This window comes from Chitinophaga sp. G7 BAM 1005, from assembly GCF_057126945.1.
This window is the reverse complement of record NZ_CP181478.1, coordinates 1-20,585: the sequence shown is the minus strand read 5'-3', so window position 1 is coordinate 20,585 and position 20,585 is coordinate 1. Positions and strand designations below refer to the sequence as shown.

The 20,585-nt window shown below is 41.2% G+C and carries 20 protein-coding genes and 3 tRNA genes; 12 read left to right on the top strand and 11 right to left on the bottom strand.

Annotated features, from left to right (window positions below):
* Nucleotides 1-6: 6 nt before the first annotated feature.
* The 5 genes from ACMXI2_RS00115 to ACMXI2_RS00095 all read right to left on the bottom strand — a co-directional run bounded on the left by ACMXI2_RS00115 (nucleotide 7) and on the right by ACMXI2_RS00095 (nucleotide 3,367).
* A complete protein-coding gene (locus ACMXI2_RS00115) occupies nucleotides 7-1,227 on the bottom strand; it encodes a DUF3570 domain-containing protein (RefSeq protein ID WP_483779717.1) in 1,221 nt (406 codons plus the stop codon).
* Nucleotides 1,228-1,243: 16 nt separating this feature from the next.
* Nucleotides 1,244-1,465, bottom strand: a complete 222-nt coding sequence (locus tag ACMXI2_RS00110; RefSeq protein ID WP_483779716.1) for a DUF4266 domain-containing protein — start codon at nucleotides 1,463-1,465, stop codon at nucleotides 1,244-1,246.
* A 1-nt stretch (nucleotide 1,466) separates the two neighbouring features.
* Nucleotides 1,467-2,423, bottom strand: coding sequence for an FAD:protein FMN transferase (locus ACMXI2_RS00105; RefSeq protein WP_483779715.1), 957 nt, complete (start codon nucleotides 2,421-2,423; stop codon nucleotides 1,467-1,469).
* A complete protein-coding gene (locus ACMXI2_RS00100) occupies nucleotides 2,410-2,847 on the bottom strand; it encodes a thioredoxin family protein (RefSeq protein WP_483779714.1) in 438 nt (145 codons plus the stop codon). Before ACMXI2_RS00100 ends, ACMXI2_RS00105 begins: the two co-directional genes overlap by 14 nt.
* Before the next feature lie 446 nt (nucleotides 2,848-3,293).
* Nucleotides 3,294-3,367: transfer RNA gene (locus tag ACMXI2_RS00095), tRNA-Pro, on the bottom strand.
* A 416-nt stretch (nucleotides 3,368-3,783) separates the two neighbouring features.
* Here ACMXI2_RS00095 and ACMXI2_RS00090 point away from each other — a divergent pair.
* Together ACMXI2_RS00090 and ACMXI2_RS00085 are read left to right on the top strand one after the other, a co-directional pair.
* Nucleotides 3,784-4,293, top strand: a complete 510-nt coding sequence (locus ACMXI2_RS00090; protein ID WP_483779713.1) for a GNAT family N-acetyltransferase — start codon at nucleotides 3,784-3,786, stop codon at nucleotides 4,291-4,293.
* 361 nt (nucleotides 4,294-4,654) lie between these two features.
* Nucleotides 4,655-5,353 carry a hypothetical protein gene (locus ACMXI2_RS00085; RefSeq protein WP_483779712.1) on the top strand — a complete coding sequence of 233 codons (699 nt, stop codon included), beginning with the start codon at nucleotides 4,655-4,657 and terminating at the stop codon, nucleotides 5,351-5,353.
* Between the two features lie 111 nt (nucleotides 5,354-5,464).
* Here ACMXI2_RS00085 and ACMXI2_RS00080 read toward each other — a convergent pair.
* Together ACMXI2_RS00080 and ACMXI2_RS00075 are read right to left on the bottom strand one after the other, a co-directional pair.
* A tRNA-Pro gene (locus tag ACMXI2_RS00080) sits at nucleotides 5,465-5,538 on the bottom strand.
* A 244-nt stretch (nucleotides 5,539-5,782) separates the two neighbouring features.
* Nucleotides 5,783-8,179: an ABC transporter permease gene (locus ACMXI2_RS00075; RefSeq protein WP_483779711.1), complete on the bottom strand. Its 2,397-nt coding sequence runs from the start codon at nucleotides 8,177-8,179 to the stop codon at nucleotides 5,783-5,785.
* A 450-nt stretch (nucleotides 8,180-8,629) separates the two neighbouring features.
* On the opposite strand from ACMXI2_RS00075, the gene ACMXI2_RS00070 reads away from it, so the two are divergent.
* Nucleotides 8,630-9,145 carry a cupin domain-containing protein gene (locus ACMXI2_RS00070; RefSeq protein WP_483779710.1) on the top strand — a complete coding sequence of 172 codons (516 nt, stop codon included), beginning with the start codon at nucleotides 8,630-8,632 and terminating at the stop codon, nucleotides 9,143-9,145.
* A 318-nt stretch (nucleotides 9,146-9,463) separates the two neighbouring features.
* On the opposite strand, the gene ACMXI2_RS00065 is transcribed toward ACMXI2_RS00070, so the two are convergent.
* Both ACMXI2_RS00065 and ACMXI2_RS00060 read right to left on the bottom strand, forming a co-directional pair.
* On the bottom strand, nucleotides 9,464-9,910 hold the full coding sequence (locus ACMXI2_RS00065; RefSeq protein ID WP_483779709.1) for a serine hydrolase: 447 nt from the start codon (nucleotides 9,908-9,910) through the stop codon (nucleotides 9,464-9,466).
* Nucleotides 9,911-9,920: 10 nt separating this feature from the next.
* Nucleotides 9,921-10,274: a serine hydrolase domain-containing protein gene (locus ACMXI2_RS00060; protein WP_483779708.1), complete on the bottom strand. Its 354-nt coding sequence runs from the start codon at nucleotides 10,272-10,274 to the stop codon at nucleotides 9,921-9,923.
* A 217-nt stretch (nucleotides 10,275-10,491) separates the two neighbouring features.
* On the opposite strand from ACMXI2_RS00060, the gene ACMXI2_RS00055 reads away from it, so the two are divergent.
* The 9 genes from ACMXI2_RS00055 (at nucleotide 10,492) to ACMXI2_RS00015 (ending at nucleotide 18,370) form a co-directional block, all read left to right on the top strand.
* Nucleotides 10,492-11,061: a Crp/Fnr family transcriptional regulator gene (locus tag ACMXI2_RS00055; RefSeq protein WP_483779707.1), complete on the top strand. Its 570-nt coding sequence runs from the start codon at nucleotides 10,492-10,494 to the stop codon at nucleotides 11,059-11,061.
* 80 nt (nucleotides 11,062-11,141) lie between these two features.
* The gene (locus ACMXI2_RS00050; protein WP_483779706.1) at nucleotides 11,142-12,368 is read left to right on the top strand and encodes an MFS transporter; all 1,227 of its coding nucleotides are present in this window, start codon (nucleotides 11,142-11,144) and stop codon (nucleotides 12,366-12,368) included.
* Entirely contained in the window at nucleotides 12,358-12,912 is a 555-nt protein-coding gene (locus tag ACMXI2_RS00045; RefSeq protein ID WP_483779705.1) for a cysteine hydrolase family protein, read from the top strand. Before ACMXI2_RS00050 ends, ACMXI2_RS00045 begins: the two co-directional genes overlap by 11 nt.
* A gap of 99 nt (nucleotides 12,913-13,011) precedes the next feature.
* Nucleotides 13,012-13,878, top strand: a complete 867-nt coding sequence (locus ACMXI2_RS00040; RefSeq protein WP_483779704.1) for an SDR family oxidoreductase — start codon at nucleotides 13,012-13,014, stop codon at nucleotides 13,876-13,878.
* 19 nt (nucleotides 13,879-13,897) lie between these two features.
* A complete protein-coding gene (locus ACMXI2_RS00035) occupies nucleotides 13,898-14,818 on the top strand; it encodes a helix-turn-helix domain-containing protein (protein WP_483779703.1) in 921 nt (306 codons plus the stop codon).
* A 192-nt stretch (nucleotides 14,819-15,010) separates the two neighbouring features.
* Complete coding sequence (locus tag ACMXI2_RS00030; RefSeq protein ID WP_483779702.1) at nucleotides 15,011-15,277, top strand: recombinase family protein; 267 nt, start codon at nucleotides 15,011-15,013, stop codon at nucleotides 15,275-15,277.
* 286 nt (nucleotides 15,278-15,563) lie between these two features.
* Nucleotides 15,564-16,364: an alpha/beta fold hydrolase gene (locus tag ACMXI2_RS00025; RefSeq protein WP_483779701.1), complete on the top strand. Its 801-nt coding sequence runs from the start codon at nucleotides 15,564-15,566 to the stop codon at nucleotides 16,362-16,364.
* Nucleotides 16,365-16,471: 107 nt separating this feature from the next.
* Nucleotides 16,472-17,338, top strand: a complete 867-nt coding sequence (locus tag ACMXI2_RS00020; protein ID WP_483779700.1) for an alpha/beta fold hydrolase — start codon at nucleotides 16,472-16,474, stop codon at nucleotides 17,336-17,338.
* A gap of 135 nt (nucleotides 17,339-17,473) precedes the next feature.
* Nucleotides 17,474-18,370 (top strand): helix-turn-helix domain-containing protein, encoded by an 897-nt coding sequence (locus tag ACMXI2_RS00015; RefSeq protein ID WP_483779699.1) that lies wholly within the window; start codon nucleotides 17,474-17,476, stop codon nucleotides 18,368-18,370.
* Between the two features lie 373 nt (nucleotides 18,371-18,743).
* Here the strand turns inward: ACMXI2_RS00015 and ACMXI2_RS00010 are convergent.
* Nucleotides 18,744-18,832, bottom strand: a tRNA-Ser gene (locus tag ACMXI2_RS00010).
* A 193-nt stretch (nucleotides 18,833-19,025) separates the two neighbouring features.
* Nucleotides 19,026-20,459: a chromosomal replication initiator protein DnaA gene (gene dnaA, locus ACMXI2_RS00005; RefSeq protein ID WP_079469646.1), complete on the bottom strand. Its 1,434-nt coding sequence runs from the start codon at nucleotides 20,457-20,459 to the stop codon at nucleotides 19,026-19,028.
* Nucleotides 20,460-20,585 lie beyond the last annotated feature (126 nt).

Below are 20,585 nucleotides of genomic sequence, written 5' to 3'. Positions count from 1 at the left end.
GGATAGCTACTTAAATTTTAATGCTAAGGTTACTATGTCACTATTTAAGCCTGTGGAACGCATATAATGTCCGTATCTCAACTCTAACGAGTTAAAATGCTGCCAGCCTAAGACGCCTTTAGGAGGCGACAACCGTATATTCCCTCCTGCGAAACTGCTATGAAGTGTAGACAGGTCATAATCACTGGTATAATATTTATCTGCAGGATTATGCTGACCAAAGGGGGCAAAATAACGGGTACCTTGTTGGTTATTATATCGATAGAATGGACTCAAAGATACAAACGAAGTCAATTTAACAGGTACTTCAATTTCAGCGGTATGTGCCCTGATTCCCCAGCTATCCATATAGTAACGATAGAAGGTACGTATAATAAAGCGATCCGCCAGAAAGTAATTAAACCTGATAGCTATTGGCAATTTGTAACGATTGTCCGGAAGATTTTCTATCCGTTCCGAACCGTCTGTAAAATAATTACGCTGATACCTGGTAGCCAACAAACCATGCTGATAGGATGGTTCAATAACGAGCATAGCCTGCAGTCGTGAATTGATCACCTGTGATAAGCCAAAAGAAGCACTGAAGGAATTCCTGGGTTTATAATCCAGGGCACGTTGATCCCCCTCTGATCCGGAACCATACCCGGGTGGCCGCAACTCGACTGGTAATATCACCTTCCATCTATCCAGGAAAGCCTGTAGTCTAAAATCGAACTGCCGGTTCTTATCTTTGGAAACCCTTGTAATGTTTACACCTGCCCCAAATGACTGATAATCGAATTCATGGGAATAGGAGGCTGTTATTCCAAAAGCATTGCCGGTCTTTACATTTGTATTGGTCCAGTTTAAAGACGGATAAATCCGTGTATCAGAACTGGATGCAGAGGAGATACTCTGGGGATCAATTTTGTCAGATGATGCAGAAGTATAATGATCTATACCCAATTCAAACAGGAAAGTATGTTTATGCCCCTTTTTGTTAAACGTTGAAAGCTGTATATCAAAGGTATTGGCGAAATCGGTAAGTTTCTCTGTGCCAATACCACCGGTTACTGCAGAGTTGTTTCCATCCTGCGTATAATAGGCAGATACAATATTTATTTCATCCAGATTGAGTTTCCGCGATTGATAGTTAGAAGTATCTTTTGTTTGTTTTTCCTGCGCCTGTGCATGTGAGCTCAGTATTCCCAGGTATAGCGCCAGTACACTCAAATTTAATCGTCTCATTTACCGCATTTTTAGTTTAGTTACAACCGCAGCCCCCACCGCTTTTTCCACCATTGGCGCCGGAACCTCCTTCCCTATAGAGCTGAAAACTTTGCTCAAATTTCTGTGACTTTCTTGCCGACAGATCCATTTCTGTGTCATTTAGCTTGTTTTTTTGATAAGCCTTCACAATAGTACAGGAGCTGTGAACCAAAGAGAGGAAGGCAACAAGCAGTATTAAGCAAACACTTCTCTTCATGTCAGTTTTTTATGTTTATATTATTGGAACAAAAAATATGATGGTGTTCATCTATAATTACACAGGCAATTTGTTGCATCTGATTAATGAGATCGAGGCCTACTTTTGCCCCCATTACCATTACGGGTGTGGCCATAGCATCCGCAAGTTCTGCGCTGGGGCAAATAATACTGACGCTTTTTATTCCTGTAACAGGTAGGCCGGTGGCAGGATCAATCGTATGCGAATACTTCCGGCCATCTATGATAGCGTACTTCTCATAATTGCCAGAAGTAGCGATGGCCATATTACTGATGTTAAGTGTGGAGAAAGGGGTCCTGGAATGATCGGGGTCTGCGATGGCAATAGTCCACGGTTTACCATTGGGTTGGGTTCCCCAGGTAATCAGATCACCGGCAGCATTGACAATACCGCTTTTAAGGCCTCTGGCCTGCAGGACCATTTTGGCACGGTCTGCTGCATACCCCTTACCGATGCCCCCAAAACCTATCCGCATACCGGCTTCTTTCAGAAAAACAGTACCGGCATTTTCATCAAGGATAACATTCCTGTAATTGATCAGCCTGACCGCCTCTTTCGCCACAAGCGAATCGGGTAAGGCCTTCATATTTACATCGAAATTCCAGAGACTTTTATCAATACCACCATAAGTTATATCAAACGCGCCCTGAGTGAGCGAGGATATTTTCAATGACCGTTTGATGAGATCAAATACTTCCTGGTCTACTTTTACAGGATGTATTCCCGCATGGCGGTTTATTTCGCTGGTCTGACTATCATTACTGAAGGTAGTCAGCAGCTTTTCAATACGGTCAACTTCAAAAATGGCCGCCTGAATATGCGCTTCCGCCTCGATTTTATCGTCACAGACCACACTGAACTCAAAGCGGTTCCCCATGAGCTTTGTGACCTGTTTATGTAATTGTTGTCCGGTTGTTGGGGGATTAGTGTGAATCATGCGCCATTGCATTTATTTCTCCAACAAATTTTTCAGGTGTTCCTCCGGGAAATCCATCCCAGACCTTTAACACCTTACCATTTTCATCTACCAGCAATGTATAGGGAAACTTTCCTTCCGGGTTATACTTATCAGCGAGGGCTTCGTTCCGTTGCACCTGTGCTTTACTCAGCTGATTTTTCTTTTGGCGGGGAAAGTCTGCCCGCACAAGCAAAAGATGTGAAGCGGCATAGTCTTCAAAAGTTTTCGACTCCAGGATTTCTTGTCTGAGACGAATACATGGTCCGCACCAATCAGATCCTGAAAAATTAATCAGGATCAACTTATGTGATATAAGTGCATCGGTTTGCGCTTCCTGGAAACTCTCTAACCAATTCACACCTGGACTTACAAAAATCAAAAACAGAGAGATTAATAGTTTCATATTGTTATTACAGTTATTTAAGCGTAAATCCGTAAGGATGAACACGACTGCAATGTTTGATGGGAATTGGATGGAGCCATTCCTCCTCCTGAATTCTTCGAACATCCCAAACAAGTCGTTAAGATCACTGCTGCTGAATTTATACCTGGTGCAGCCAGAAATTCGTTCCGCTTCATTTCCGTTTATTATTTGTAATAATATTACCAAACAATACGAATGGCATTAATTATTATAATTTCTTTAACAGCTTGGGTACTAACAATGGTAGTTAAATGGAGATTTTAATTTATATACGCTATAGCGTTTGCAATGTAGATGATGATTTTGAAGAGATTCTGTAGTTTAAAATATAAAGGGATCCTTGGTCCTTGATCCCCTACCGGACAAGGATTTTACCCAAAATAAAAACAGGACAAACGAGCATGAATCTCATTTGTCCTGTCAAGTCGGGGCGGCAGGATTCGAACCTGCGACCTCCTGCTCCCAAAGCAGGCGCGATACCGGGCTACGCTACGCCCCGTCTCCGATGCTGTGTAGCGGGATGCAAATGTAGGAAATAAATATCCATAAAAACAAATCCTTCCGAAAAAAACAGGGGCCTTGCAAAAGGCCGGTTAAATGATCCCTGTCTGCATGAGAAATAAATACATAATTAATCTTCCTGCTTTTTTGCAAAAGCGCTGCGGTTAATCCATCTCCTGCATCCATTAAAATACCCAGTTCTTCGAGGAAGTACTAGGTAGAAAACAAGGCAGTAGAGTAGCCTGATATCGTTAGCTTCATCAGCGGTTCCCAGTTATTTTATAAAGATAAATATATTTCACAGACTCTCCACTGATAAGCACAACAACAAATCTGATATGGTTAAAATAAACAAAACTGAATCTGTTTTATTTACATTTTATAGCTGAATTTTACGGTCTCAATATTTGTTCTATGATGCAGATAGTTAACAGCACACCGGAAAATATCGATGTTATCTTTAGTCTTTATGAAGCCGGCACACAACTTCAAAAGAAAATAGCACAAAAACACTGGCAGGGGTTTGACCGGGTGCTGATTGAAACAGATATCCGTGAAAAAAGGTTATGGAAAATAATGGAAGATGACCGGATTGCCTGCATTTTTTCTATTACGTTCCAGGATCCGTTTATCTGGAAAGAAAAGGATAAAGACCCGGCCATTTATATTCACCGAATCGCCACCCATCCGGATTTCAGGGGCAACGGCTATGTAAAGCATATTGTACAATGGGCCAGGGAATATGCAGTAAGTATCGGAAAAAACTATATCAGGATGGATACCGGCAGTGGTAACGATAAGCTGAATAACTATTACGTAAGCTGCGGTTTTAATTATCTTGGTATCGTAGCGCCGGTGGCAAGTAATGAATTACCTGCTCATTACAAAGAGGGCACCTCCAGCCTGTTTGAAATAGCGCTGTAATGCGGCCGACATTTTGTGGTTAAACCGGCGCCACAAGGACATTAAAATCTTTATAGGCAGAATAGAAAACTATTTCGACTGTTTACAAAATTAAATAAAAAGCCTTTAAAGCATAGATTTACTGATTTATGTCAATTCTAATTAAGAATTTGGAGAATGATAAATACTGAGGTACAAAAATGGCCAGACATTCACTCGTGACATTTTCAGGTAACCTTATCCGCAGTATAATATTTATACCCACCTTTTCGTCCGGTTTGATTCCTGTTTTATAATTATCATTGGCTATATTTATATGACGGAGGCGGGTGCTACCCAACAGGGGGTGACCGGCTACTATTTTGTATTTATATTAGCTATTATGATAGATTTATCTCATGCTGAGAAACATATCCACTATGTCACTAATTTTCAAGACCTGGTTTCTACGCCATTTAATGGAGAAATTAACGCGATTTGTTGGACCCGTAAACTAACAGGTGATTTTTCCGAGATTATAAAAAAGGTAAAGCTAAGCGGAAATATAACGGGAATTGAACAAGAGGAACTTTGTGAACTTCAGTTGAGTGAACAAGGGCAACTTGCCCGTGAAATTCTTTTAAATGACTTAAAGATATTAAAAGCTCATGGCGCATTGCCAATCCTTAATGTGATCAAATACTATGATCGGGATGATACCTACCCGTTTTTTCCAACCGATGTTTATTCTTTTCATGTAGATCGCTCTCCCATACCAGTCGATACCTTTTTATGTACTTATGATGGCGAGTCGAGTGAAATATTGCCAAACTCACAAGGCAAAAAGAAAGTACTTATTCCAGAAATACGTGATGAACTCAAAAAATTATATCATGGAGCAGACGAAGGTTTCGAATCATTCTTAAGTGAACATTTCTTTGATCTACATTATCAGGCTAAACCTGATGCACGTCCAATAAGCTTAGGTCTTGGTAACCTATGGAGGTTGGCAGTTGATCATCCTGAAAGTCAAGTTCCTCCATGCCTTCACCGTGCACCAAAGGAAAAATCCGGACAGAATAGGTTGCTGATGATCTGTTGAAGAACAAAAATCCTTTAGAAGAATCTTCCCGCCCAAAACTGATCAGTTTCTCTTACCCGGGAATTGTTAAAATAAAAAAGCCCTGCATAAATGCAAGGCTTCTTTTCAAAGTCGGGGCGGCAGGATTCGAACCTGCGACCTCCTGCTCCCAAAGCAGGCGCGATACCGGGCTACGCTACGCCCCGAAATCCCTTCTTAGTCCACTTCTTCAGCATTAACGGCTGCCCTTGCGGCAATACCTTTGCTTCAATTGCGGAGTGCAAATGTAGGAAAATGTTTAACATAAAAACAAATTTTTTTTATCAAAAAGATAGAAATCTCACAGAATACAGTACCACACTACATTACACGATACAACTATTTTCAAAAAAAACAACGAACGGGTAAAGTATGATCGCCCAAAAGCGCAGTCACTTACTTCCAGGAGATTTATTCCGTACGCAGACTTTTCACCGGATTGGACCTGGCTGCTTTGATAGACTGGTAACTGACAGTTATAAAGGAAATTACCACGGCAATAACTCCTGCCATTGCGAAAAACCACCAGCGGATGCTGATATGATAGGCAAAATTCTGCAACCATTTATTCATCACCCACCAGGCTACCGGGAAGGCAATCAGCAAAGCCAATACCACCAGCTTTAAAAAATCTTTCGACAACATCCCCACAATGCCCGTTACGCTGGCGCCCAGCACTTTCCTTACTCCTATTTCCTTGATACGTTTTTGCGTGGCAAAAGTAGTGAGGCCGAAAAGTCCCAGGCAGGATACAATCACTGAAAGCACAGAGAAAATATTGAACAGTTTTCCCATCCGCTGCTCTGCAAGGTATAAGCGCGACAGGTCTTCATTTACAAAACCAAAAGAAAATGGGAAATCGGTATATACCTGCTGAAACACTTTTTTCATCGTACCCAGATTTCGCTGCATGTTGGCAGGGGTAGTCCGCTGCACAATATATCCCGTGTTACCGTTAAAATTGCCGGAACTGCCGTTCCTGATAATCAGCGGTTGAATGGGTTGTTGTACCGGTTTGAAGTTGAAATCTTTTACTATCCCGATGATAACACCTGTCCGGCGATCCATCGTTATTTTCGTTCCCGGCGCGGTTCCCATATTTAGCTTCATTGCCTTTATGGCCGTTTCATTAAGCACATAATTATTCTCATCTCCCTTAAAATTTTTAGAAAAAAACCTGCCGCTCTTTATACGCATCCTGAAAGTATTCACAAAATGATCATCTACCCACATTTGCGGAAACACCAGGTCTACCTGCGGATCTTTTCCTTCCCATTCAACCGAACGCGTACCGGTAGGCAGATCTGTAGGCAGGTGACTGATAAATGTATAATCATCTATTTCCGGATACTGGCTCATTACGGCTTTCAATGCCACCTGGTTACGCTGCAGGTCGCCCAGGCGGGGAATAGGTACATACAGGAGATTTTCTTTATTATACCCGATATCCATTGTACGGATAAAATGCAGTTGTTTATACACCACAATAGTACTCACTATCAGGATCACTGCAATGGAGAACTGCACGATGATCAGGCTGTTCCTGAAAAAGGTTTTCCTGCCGTGTAACATCTTTACACCTTTCAATACTTTAACCGGGTTAAAAGAAGAAAGGTATAGCGCCGGGTAACTTCCGGAAAGCAAGCCTACGCCTATTGCTATCCCTAAGAGGCTGGCTATGAATTTTATATTCAGCAGGCTAATGGAGATAGATTTCGCCGCCAGCTGGTTGAATAATGGTATCAGCGCCCATGCCATCGCCAGCCCGATAATCAGGGAGATAAAAGATAATAACAATGCCTCGCTTAAAAACTGCATCACCAGTTGCGACCGCAACGCGCCTACTGTTTTACGCATGCCCACTTCTTTGGCGCGCTGCCCGGACAAAGCAGTAGACAGGTTCATAAAATTGATGCCGGCAATCAGTAATATAAAAACTGCAATCAGGGAAAAGATCTTTACCTGTTGATAATTACCTTGTCCTGCTACATCGAGCATCAGGCGGGAACGCAGATGCACGTCCCTGAGTGGCTGAAGATAGAGGAACCCATTCGTTTTGGATATATCAAGGCGGCGGTAAAGCGCCATGATCTGCTGCTGTAGCGATGCCAATGCCGACTGTGTACCACTGAAATGATCATCCATCAGCAGGTAAGTATAAACATCAAAATTGCCCCATGCCTGTTCCGGGTTGATCGTTCTTTCATAAAGCTGAATGGGGAGCAACATGTCGAACTGCAGGTGTGAGTTGTGGGGAATATCTTTCAATATCCCGGTTACCAGCAGGTTATTGCCATTGTAATCATTATCGATGTGCAGGGTTTTGCCCATTGCATTTTCGGGACTGCCAAAGTACTTCTTCGCGCTGCTCACGGTAAGTAATACACCATCGGGACCCGACAGCAAGCGGGAAGCGTCGCCCAGCAAAAGGGGATAATTAAAGATGCGGAGAAAATTAGTGTCGGCGTAGTAGATATTTTTTTCTTCGTACTTCTGATTACCGATCGTTACCATGCTTTGCAGGGCTGCCAGCCGCGTCACATTCTTTACCCCCGGAATAGCTTCCCGGATAGCCATTGCAGCCGGAACAGGTACTACTGCTGCTTCTATATCTCCTACACGGGCTGTAAGCCGGTAAATATGCTCTGCATTGGTATTAAACCGGTCGTAGCCCAGTTCATCCTGCACCCACAGGAAAATAAGAATACTGCAGGCCATGCCTGTAGCCAGTCCGAAAATATTAAGACCGGAAAATAATTTATTCCTGAAAAGGTTTCTGAAAGCTGTTTTCAGATAACTTCTGAACATACGGATGCAAGATTGATCTGTTTTTGTGGAACGCCAACAAAGTGCCAGATATCGAATATCTTTATACTAGATAATTACACTTTAAAGTAATTGCAATATGTCCGGTTTTAAACCATAAAATGTTCGGTTTTAAAGCTATCTTGTAAGACAATTATGGTCATCTGTCTCCACAAAAATCTGTATCTTAATTTCCGCAAAAAGTAATTTGTCCGATAGTCCGGATGTCAATTGTCATAAGGTCGTAAACAGCATCATTTAACTTTAAAATTCAGGAAAATGAAAGAATTCATGATGATCTTCAGACATGCACCGGACCAAGGGAAAGCTGATCGATGCCTCTTTCCTAAATAGTGAAGCCAAAGCTGAGTATTGGAACGTATGGAATAAAAAGCAAAAGATATTTGAAGGCAATATTTTGTAAACTCAGGTAGTCATCTTCAAATTGCTAAAATGGAAGCAGCAAAGAAACCCGTGATCACATCAGGCGCCCACCAGGGACAAAGCCTTTCTGTGGCTGGTGGCAACTACCGGATCCTTATTTCCGGGAAAGAAACGGATGGTGAGTTCGCCACCATCGAAATGCTGGTGCCGCCGGGTGGTGGACCCGGTCCTCATGCCCACCCTGATTTCCAGGAATCCTTTTATGTAGTGGAAGGTGAGGTGGAAGTACAGTCGGAAAATGGCACCTATACCGCGGAGCAAGGCGCATTTATTGTAATCCCAAGGGGCGGTATTGTACATGGTTTCAGGAATAAGTCCAACAACATGGCGAAGTTGTTGTGCGTAGTAGTTCCTTCCGGCCTTGAAGAAATGTTCCTGGAGCTTGGTGTGCCCGTTGCTGAAGGCGAGTTTTTGCCACCGCCGGTAATGGACGATGCCATGAAGAAAAAAATGCAGGATCTTGCTGAAAAGTATGGACAAAAGATGTATCCACCCGATTATTTTACCAAATCTGCGAAGGAATAATCACTTATAACCTGATAAGTTCGGGGTATTTTTTTAGGGGCATAGTGTATGGGGAGTGTATTGGAAGTGTATTGTGAGTGTATTGTGAGTGTATGGGAACAGTATAGGGAGTGTATGGGGACAGTATAGGGACTGTATAGGAACTGTATAGGGACTACGACGCATAGACGAGTCCTAAGTATCCGAGAAGTATCCAAGAAGTATCCGAGAAGTAATAGTCACATTATCCCAACATGTGGTATTTCCTATAATATATCAGTTAATTTTAATCCATTAGCAATGAGCGCCCCGCCTCTTCAACTCACGTTGGCATATCAGTCACCGCTTGCGTTTTCCTAATTCATCTCCTGTTAACTTCGTCGGCGAATTACAGTCGCAGTTACTCATTCCTATCACATAAATATCTTCACCGGGGATATAGATTCCCATCGTTTTAAATCCAAATATACTGCCCCTGTGCTCTCTGTCTGGTATGTCTTTTATCTTTCTGAGATGCCAGCCATAACCATAGTTAAATCCTTCTCCATTATTCAATTTATACCCGGTAAATGCTTTTTCTGTTTCCTCCGCATTAAGCAGCAGATGTTTGTTTAAAGCATTCTGCCACTTCAGCATATCGCCGGTGGCTGACATCAACGAACCCGATGAAAAAGGAACACTAAAACTGATCATCGTTTTATTTACATACCCGTATTCTTTCCTATGGTATCCGTACGCTCTTTTCGGGATGATTTGTCTGTCGCTGCAATAGTAAGACTGACTCATCCCAGCTTTATCAAAAATATGTTTTTGGGTATTTGGAGATGGGATCCTTTACATTTAATTTACCTTGCTCTTCCAGCATTAGTATAGCGATGACGGTAAACTGCTTTGTCATGGAGCCTAATTGGAATACATTTTCGGGAGTTAAGTTCACATCTGATTCCAGGTTAGCTTTGCCTACTGCTTTCTGATAAATTACTTTCCCGTTTTGAGCGACCATGAATACACCACCAGGGCCGTCTCTATCATTGAGCAGGCGCAGGATCAAACTATCAATCTTCGCTTCAAAGCTCTGTGCAGAAGCGATAACTGGTGAAGCATCAGCAAAATACCTTCGATCGCGTTTTAGTAACTTACAGCACCGCATATTGAGGATATTAAGGCCATCTATGCCATCAAACAGCAATTACTATCCGCCTTGTACCAGTTTCGGAAGTTGGCTATCAACCTGGGGTTACCAACCTGAGCCATTCCCCCAGGGTTTTTGAGCAGTATATTGGGGAAAAGCCCAGGAAATATTCTGTAGGATAGACTGGCGCTGCCGTCATACAACTATGATTAATAGTTTTCAATATAATTGAAAGATGAATAAGATCGTTAAAGAATCGATTAATAGCATATATCCTTTCTCTGATCAGGAGTTGAAGATCATAGCATCATTATTAAAACAAGTCTCCCTGGTTAAAGGTAAAGACCTGCTAGCCGAAGGTGAAAAGTGCAATACATTCTATTTGGTAGAATCAGGCAGCCTTCGCAACTATTACAATAATGACGGTATAGATGTGAACCTGAGCTTTGCTTTTGAAGGGCAATTCACAACCAGCTTTACGTCGTATATAAACCGGGAAAGCTCACAGGTCATCATCCAGGCGATGGAAGATTCGGTAGTATGGATACTTAATAACAGGTCTTATCCAAAGCGGGAAGACGTACACAATGCCTTTTCTACATTTGTAAGGAGGCTGGCTATCCGGGTGCTTTCTGCTACAGAAGAGCATTATACCATGATGCGCATGAATGCTCCCGCCAACCGTTACCAATACATCTTAAAAAACAAACCCGAGCTGCTACAAAGGATCCCGCTAGCTTTCCTTGCATCTTACATTGGCATCACAAGGGAAACGCTTAGCAGGATTCGCAGCAATAAATACTGATCCGTTTTTGATATATATCACACTCTAACGGGCACGAGGAAAATAATTTTGCATCAGAAGTAATTAATGCAATCAAATTGATGCAAGTTTCAGAAGTCTTTCGATCCCTTAAAAGTAGGAACTTTTCGCTCTTTTTTACCGGGCAGCTTATTTCCAGGATTGGCATGTGGATGCAACGCACTGCTGTCATCTGGATGGTTTATAGTATTACCAATAGTGCGTTTATGGTGGGCGTTGCCACTTTTGCGGAACAATTTCCATCCTTTGTATTTTCCGTTCGGGGTGGCATTATAGCAGATCGCTGTAACCGCTATAAAATTCTGATGCTCACCCAAATACTATCCGCTCTTCAAGCAGTATTACTTACTGCATTTGCATTTTCGGGTGTTTATAATATTCCGTTGATTTTAGGACTGAGTGCCTTTTTGGGAATTGTCAATGCCTATGATGTTCCGGTTCGACAATCGATGATTAATGAAATTATCGACAATCCGCAGGATTTGACCAATGCCGTAGCGCTCAATTCCTCTTTAAACACATTTGCACGTTTGTTGGGACCGGCATTGGCAGGATTTGTTTTGGCAAAATACAGTTCAGCCTACTGCTTTTTGATGAACGCGATTAGTTTCATTGCGGTGATTGGTGGCATTGCTGCAATGCGTTTTCCTGCAGATGCCTTTGCGCCTGGCCAATCCAGGCAAAAAGGAAGTTTGAAAGAAGCCATCGGGTATTTGAAAGTGCATACAACATTGGCCACCATTATTATGCTCACTGCACTCAGCAATTTCCTGGTTTTACCTTATATGACCTTATTACCCGTCTATGCAAAAGAAGTGTTCAAAGGAAATGCGGCAACCTATGGATGGTTAAATGCGGCAATTGGCGTGGGTGCTTTTGCCGGTGCATTCCATCAAGCTACATTCAAAAAATCAGTAAATTTAAGACGCCTGATTATTGTCAATACAATTTTGTTAGGGTTGAGTTTATTGGCTTTCGCCAGTTCCACCAACTTGATTTTAACGACTGTCACGTTGGCCGTTATTGGTTATAGTTCACTTTGCCAGACAACAATTTGCATGACGATTGTTCAAACCGAAACAGACCGAAATTTCAGAGGCCGGGTAGTGAGTTTTATAGCTATGGCGATATTCGGAATGTTGCCGTTGGGAAGCATTTTGACCGGAAGATTGGCGCCTGTTATCGGTTCGATGCAAACGCTATGGCTACAGGGTATTTTATCCATCGCACTCGCTACTATTTTTTATAAAAGTTTAATTCAAAAAAAAATAAAAAACAATGAGCAATAACAAAACAGCAATCCTGGTTATGGATTTGCAAATGGCAATCCTGAGCAGATTGCCTGAAAATGGCGAAAACGTTGTAAAAAAAGTCGGAGAAGCCGTAAAGGTCGCCAGAGAGAAAGACATTTTACCCATATTTGTCAGACTTGGTTACAAAGATGGGATGCCGGAAATCAGTGCCAAAAACAAACTATTTTCTGCACTCAAAACAATGTCCAATGAACAATTGCACCATTTTATGCAGGTGCATCCAGGCACAGGAATTCAACCAACTGATCTTTTAGTAGACAAAAAAAGGGTAAGCGCTTTTAGCGGCAATGACTTGGATATGATATTGCAAGCGGCACAAATAGAGCATCTGGTACTATGCGGTATTTCCACCAGTGGCATTGTAATGTCCACATTTTGTTCTGCATTCGACAAGGATTACCAGATAACCGTATTGTCTGATGCTTGTGAAGATATGGACCCTGAAACACATCAACATTTGATTCAAAAGATATTCCCAAAACATGCTGAAGTTGTAACAGTAGCTGAGTGGAGCATGTAATATTTACAGGTTGGTTAGATTTTACTTATAAAAAGCCTGTTATGCTTTATTAAAACATTAGCCACCAACCTAGCTTTGTTGTCTAAAATTGATAACAATATGATACTAATAACAGGGGCTACCGGTAAACTTGGTGGTATCGTGATCGATACATTACTTCGAAACAATGTTCCAGCCAGTCAGATTGCAGCTTTGGTACGCGACGAAAACAAGGCTGCTGAATTAAAAGAAAAAGGGATTGACATTCGTATCGGCGACTATGACAACAAATCTTCCCTTGAAGAAGCTATGAAGGGTATTGATAAAGCATTACTTGTTTCCGGGCTGGATATGACTAAGGTGGTAGAACAACACAAAAATGTTATCGATGCGGCAAAAAAAGCCGGCGTACGATGCCTGGGTTATACCGGCAACTGCCTCCGGGACAGAAATTCACTGGTCAATTACATCATGCAAACGCATTTTGAAACAGAGGATTATCTTATAGCCAGCGGACTGAATTACCACATATTTAGAAATGTTCTTTACATGGATTCAATGGCACATTACATGCTTGGCAAAGATGTGCTGGAAAATGGTATCAGTCTACCTGCGGGTGACGGGAAAGTCTCTTATGCGCTTAGAAGCGACGAGGCAGCAGCCATTGGTAATGTATTGGCACAAGATGATTATACAAACCGGATTTACAACTTTACCGGCAGCCAGGTGTATTCATTTGATGATGTTGCAGAAGCCCTGAGCGAACTATCCGGCAAACAGGTGAGCTATACCCCTGTGAGTATGGAGTACTATAAGCAACAATCACGGAAGAAGGGGATGCCTGAGCATGTGGTAATGATGATGGCGCCCTTCTATACCGATATTCAAAATGGGCAGGGGAGCGTGGTTACCAATGATCTGGAACATGCTTTAGGCAGAAAGCCGGTTGACCTGAAGGCAGGCTTGAAACAATTATTAAATTTGTAAACATATTTATTGAGGTTACATGGCAAAGAAGGCACCTGTACATATCAAGTCTATATCGGAGTACCACCAGAGGCTGGGTTTACCTGCTCCGGAGCATCCGCTGGTAAGTTTGTGCCGGTTTGAAGATATGCCTTATAACCCGGAGCAGGAGCCGTCTACCATCATGCTTAACTTTTACTGTATTGCCCTTAAAAAAACTTTTCATGCCAGGCTAAAATACGGCCAGCAGGACGTTGATTTTGACGAAGGCGTAATGCTGTTTATGGCCCCCATGCAGGTGCTTTCTATCGAGGGCCCTATGGAAGCTATAACCGGGCACAAGGGCTGGTTACTGCTCGTTCATCCGGATTTGTTGTGGCATACGCACCTGGCTGACAAAATTCGCAGGTATGAATTTTTTGATTATAAGGCAAACGAAGCGCTTCACCTATCGGAAAGTGAGCAGCTGATGATGGTCAGTATCATGCAAAATATACAGCAGGAGTACCAGGCGCGGATAGACAATCTTAGTCAGGAAGTTATTGTGGTCCAACTGGAACTCCTGCTAACTTATGTTGAACGTTTTTATCAGCGCCAGTTCATTACCCGAAAGATCAGCAACCACCAGGTTGTCGGCCGTATGGAAGAATTACTGAATGAATATTTTACTACACAAAGTTTGCCGTCCGCTGGTATACCGCCTGTCACTTACTTTGCCGACAAGCTGAATCTTTCACCTAATTATTTGAGTCGTTTACTGAAAAACCTGACGGGACAAAGTACTAAACAATTCATTATAGAAAAGGTCATTGACCTGGCTAAAATAAAACTATCAACAACCGAATTGACTATAAGTGAGATTGCTTATGAGTTGGGGTTTGAACATCCACAAAGTTTCAATAAACTGTTTAAAAGCAAAACTGCTCAAACTCCGATGGATTTTCGAGCATCATTTAACTGAGCGAAGTTGATAAAAAAGGATAAAGAATGTTCGGTTACAGGAAAGAGGGAGAAGGGAAAAATCGACATCTTATAGTTGAAGAAACTGAAGCGAAAATTGCCTGTTTTATTTTCGATACCTATCTCAAGAATACTCCACTATATCTAATAAAAAGAGCATGCCTGGCAATTAGGTTTTTGCACCAAGGGTAATGTGTCTATAGAGCGGGTACTTACGAAACCTGCATATGCAGGTTTACTAAAGCTGGATGCTTACAAAAATTACGCAAGAGGTTTGTTTGATGGCATTCATGAACCAATAGTTGACCTAACCACGTGGAGAATGGTTCAGCAAAAAATGAAAAGACCCGAAAAAACAAGAACTGTTATTGATGAAGAGTTTCCTTTGCGCGGAATCTTGAAATGTTATTGTGGCAATCCTCTATCAGATGCGCCATCAAGAGGAAAATCGGGAGTCTAAACCCCTGATCTGCAAAAGTTTATGACATACATGCTTTCAGGAGAATTGGCTACTCACCACAAGTTATAAAAATTACAAAAGAGTGTAGTATTGGATGGAGGTGAGCATACTGTAGGAGGTTAGTGGTAACGCTTCGAAACCCACAGGCAGACATAACGTTGGAAAATATTAACATAGATACAATTCGCTCCGTTAAATCGTATCACACCTTCCGACTTTTGTATAATCAGATAGCATGGTTTGTTAGGTAATTTTGTTTCATTAATTATTATAAAAAAATATTGAAATGAAAACATTACTAACAACAATCGCATTGAGTGTGCTTGGTTACGCTTCATTTGCCACAGCACAAATAAAATTTAACAAAAAAACAGAAACAATTGTTTTAGTTCATGGTGCATGGGCAGATGCTTCTTCATGGGACGCTGTAGTGCCGTTATTAAAAGCCCAGGGGCATGAGGTAATAGTTGTTAACCTTGCAGGTCACGGAAAAGACACCACCTCTTTTGCAACAATAACATTTCAAACTTACGTTGACGAGGTAAAGGCAGCTATAGGTACCCGCACTCATGTAATTTTGGTGGGGCATAGCTTTGCAGGAATGGTGATTAGCCAGGTAGCAGAAGAAATTCACTCACAGATTAAAGAGCTGATCTACCTTGCAGCAGGTCTGCCGCATAATGGCGATAGTCTTTTAGGACTTGCAAAACAAGATTCTGCCTCACATATCGGCAAGTATCTTACTATCGATGAACCGCACGGTGCTGCAATAATTGCGAAAGGCGGTGCAGCAGATGTTTTTGCTGCCGATGCACCACAGAATGTTCAAAACTATATAGCAGCCAATATTAGACCCGAACCTCTGGCTCCCCTGGCTACACCGGTTCACCTGACCGAAAAGAATTATGGCAGCATTAAGAAAGTCTATATTTATACATTGAATGACCATGCGATCAGCTATCCTGCTCAGCAATACATGGTAAACGCTGGTAAAGTGGCTAAGGCATATACCCTGCCAAGCAGCCATACACCTTTCATTTCTATGCCAGATAAACTAGCTGCAATTATAATTGCTGAAAGTAAATAATACCGGCTTAACCCGTTAAATCGTATCACATCTTCCGACTTCTGTATAACTACTGAACTAGATACAAGCTCTAATTTTACATCATTATAATTTAAACAAATAAAAAAATGCAAACAAATTCAAACACGGGTAACACAACGTTTACTCACGAAACGGTTCCCACTCAATTTGTAGATGTTAAAAGTACAAAATTCGCTTATCGCTCCTTTGGACAAAAAGGAGGAACACCAATTGTATTTTTGCAGCACTTTACAGGTACTATGGATAATTGGGATCCGGCAATTACAAATGCTTTGGCAAAAAATCACCATGTTATCCTATTTAATAACAAAGGTGTGAGCAGTAGCAGTGGCAAAACCCCTGACGCTGTTTCTGAAATGGCTAAGGACGCAGTTGATTTTATTAAAGCACTTGGTTATAATTATGTCGATTTATTAGGCTTTTCCCTGGGCGGCTTTATCGCACAAGACATTGCTTCAAATAACCCATCATTGGTAAGAAAAATAATATTAGCCGGAACCGGCCCAATAGGTTCAGAAGGAATTACCAATTTAGAATCAGTGATAAATGAAGGGATGAAAGATGGGCCCGAAAATGCCTTAATCAATCTGTTTTTTACAAAATCAGAACTGGGCATTAACGCTGGAAAGGCATTTATGAAAAGGCTTCAACTAAGAACCACTGACAGGGATACGCCTAGCAGTAATGAAACAGTAGGCGCTCAGGCTAAAGCAATTATAACTTATGGTTATCAAAAAGACAACGATCACAAACAACTTTTAGCAATTAAACAACCTGTTTTAATAGTCAATGGAACTTCCGATCTTATAGTGCCATCAATTAACTCTTTTACATTGTCGCAATATATTCCAAACTCTAAACTAATTATTTGGAGTGATGCAGGTCATGGTGGGTTATTTCAGTACCATGAAGATTTCGTAAGAGAAGTGGAATTTTTTTTAGGGGGCAAGTAAAAGACAATTAGTGGGGTTAATAGTAGTTAGGATAGCAAAAGTTCTTTGTATAAGGACTTGTGCTATCTTTAACTATTGGGTAAAAAAGAATTAATCAAAACACATTTATTTTGTTCTTTTGTAAATATGAAAATTATGAACCATTTTAAAACCATTAGCGAATTACACAATACAAACGGATATTCGGCCCCTGAAAATCCGTTACTAAGTTTGGTAACTTGCCAGGATTTAAAAACTTGTACAATTGGCAACAGCAAATTCACAGGTGATTTTTATATGATAGCTCTCAAAAAGATCAAGTCGGGTAATTTTTTTTATGGCAAAACAAAATTCGACTTTGATAATGGTTCAATGGCATTTGTAAAACCAAGACAAATCATCGAAATCAGCAATATTGAATTGACTGAAAAAGCGTTTATAATTTTTTTTCACGAGGACTATTTACTCAAACATAATCTTCATTCAGAAATAAAAAAATACGGCTATTTCGACTATGAAGTAAATGAGGCATTGCATTTATCACCAAAAGAGGAAGAAATAATTTGGGATTTATATTACAAAATACAATCCGAATATCACAATAACCAGGACGAATACAGCAAAGACATTATTGTAACTCATATCGATTCCATTCTAAAATATGCCCAACGGTTTTACAAGCGACAGTTTCTAAACCGTGCTGTATTTTCAGGGACAATTATTTCCAGGTTTTCCGAGATTTTAAGAATATACTTTGAAAACGGAAACTTGCAAAGTAAAGGCTTGCCAACCGTTAAATATATGGCATCGGAATTAACAATTTCTACAAGATATTTGAGTGATTTGCTAAAACAAGAAACCGGGAAGACTGCATTAGAACACATACATATTTTTCTAATTGACGAAGCAAAAAATTTGCTTATGAGTACCGATAAAACCGTCGCGGAAACAGCCTATCAATTAGGTTTTGAGAATCCACCTTATTTTTCAAGGCTGTTTAAAAAAGAAGTTGGGCTAACACCAATTGAATACAGAGAACGGTTTATGAATTAGCGGCGATTTCGAGGGGTTGGTGATCTGGGTTGTGCGGTGGTACACACCGGCCTGATCCTGCTGTACTTTATACGTGGTTTTCAGGTTCACTTTGAGCAGGGCATTCAGTGTGGTGAAGTCCCTGTTTTTAGTTTTGGCTTTTACTTTATTTCATCAAGATATCGAGATCTTTCACTACATGTGACGATGTAATTACCGAACTAAAAAAGCCAGGGCGCATTCCTGGGCATGAGAAATCTCAAAGATTCCAGGAGCCTACCAACAACTTGATAATCAAACTATTCAATCTTATCCAATAGATCTTCCTGTGGCAATATTTCGAACAAGAAAAAGCCTTCAAATCCAACGACTTGAAGGCTTTTCAATTTGTTTGCGGAGAGAGAGGGATTCGAACCCTCGATACAGTTTAACCCGTATGACGGTTTAGCAAACCGTTCCTTTCGGCCACTCAGGCATCTCTCCATTATTTCCCTGAAGGGGCTGCAAAAATAGGAAAAGTTTTATATTCTCCAAAAGCAAATTCATTTTTTTACAAAAAAACTTGCATCAGGTCCCAAAAAAATCGCCTAAAACCCAGCACCCGTAAGGGTGGACATAAAAAAGCCATGCAGGTGCTGCACGGCTTTTTGAAATAGGTTATCAGGGCTAAGGCAGGCTACATGGCCGCCAGTTGTACTTTCTGTTGTAGTTCAATTACGCTGTCACGGAAGTTGTTGTCTGTATCCATCAGGTCTTTTACTGTCTGACAACTGTGGATAACGGTGGTATGATCCCGTCCACCAAAATGTTCACCGATTGTTTTCAGGGAGTTTTTAGTAAATGATTTGGCAAGATACATGGTGATTTGCCTGGCCTGTACAATTTCACGCTTACGTGTTTTTTGCAACAGCTTATCATAAGGCACATCAAAATATTCGCAGACCATTTTCTGGATGCTCTCAATCGTAATTTCTTTGGAAGATGTTTTTACGAAAGATTTCAATACACGCTTCGCCAGTTCCAGGTCTATTTCCTTCCGGTTCAGCGATGATTGCGCCAGCAGCGAAATCAGCGCGCCTTCCAGTTCACGTACGTTTGTCTGGATGTTATAGGCTACATACTTCACTACTTCTTTCGGCATTTCCAGCCCATCGTTCCGCATCTTCATTTCCAGGATTTCCATCCGGGTTTCAAAATCGGGGATCTGGATATCAGCGCTCAGTCCCCAGCGGAAGCGGCTCAGTAATCTTTCCTGTACCCCGTCCAGATCTTTAGGCGCCTTATCAGAGGTTAAGATCAGCTGCTTACCGGATTGATGCAGGTGGTTAAAGATAGCGAAGAAGGCATCCTGTGTTTTCTCTGCGCGGGCAAAGAACTGGATATCATCTACAATCAACACATCTATCAACTGGTAAAAGTGGATAAAGTCGTTGATGATATTGTTTTTGGAATGATCTATAAACTGGTTAATGAATTTCTCTGCACTTACATATAACACTGCTTTGTTAGGATGTATACGTTTTACATCATTGCCTACTGCCTGTGCAAGATGGGTTTTTCCCAAACCTACTCCACCATATATTACCAGCGGATTAAAGGAGGTACCACCGGGCTTTTCGGCCACTGTTTTACCTGCACGTCTTGCCACACGGTTACTGTCTCCTTCTACATACGCATCAAACGTATAATTTGGATTTAGCTGCGAGTCAATCTGTACCCTTTTAATGCCCGGAATAACAAAGGGATTCTTAACCGGGTTGTGAATCGTTAAAGGAAAATCTACTTCATTGTCTTTCTGAGGTTTGGTAAACTGCGTGGGCATGTTTACTGTTCTGGGATGCTGATGTGGCGTACCGTTCTCTACTACAATGCGATACTCCAACCGGGCTTCTTTACCTAATTCTCTCTTGATGGTTTTTCCTAACAACCCCACATAATGCTCCTCAAGGTATTCATAAAAGAATTGGCTGGGGACCTGGATGGTTAAAACATTGTTTTCAAGTTTAATGGGTTTAATTGGTTCAAACCATGTCTTAAACGGCTGCCATTCTACTATATCCCTAATTATATTAAGACACTTTTCCCAAACTTGTTCGCAAGTTTTATTCATTGAGATAAAAAAAATTAGTTGTTTCTTAATTAAGGATGCTTAGTTCTCGAATTCGAAATTCCCCAACGCAGGATGTTGAAAAATTTTCAGACAGGACGACGAATATCTGTAGAAAATGTTGAAAAA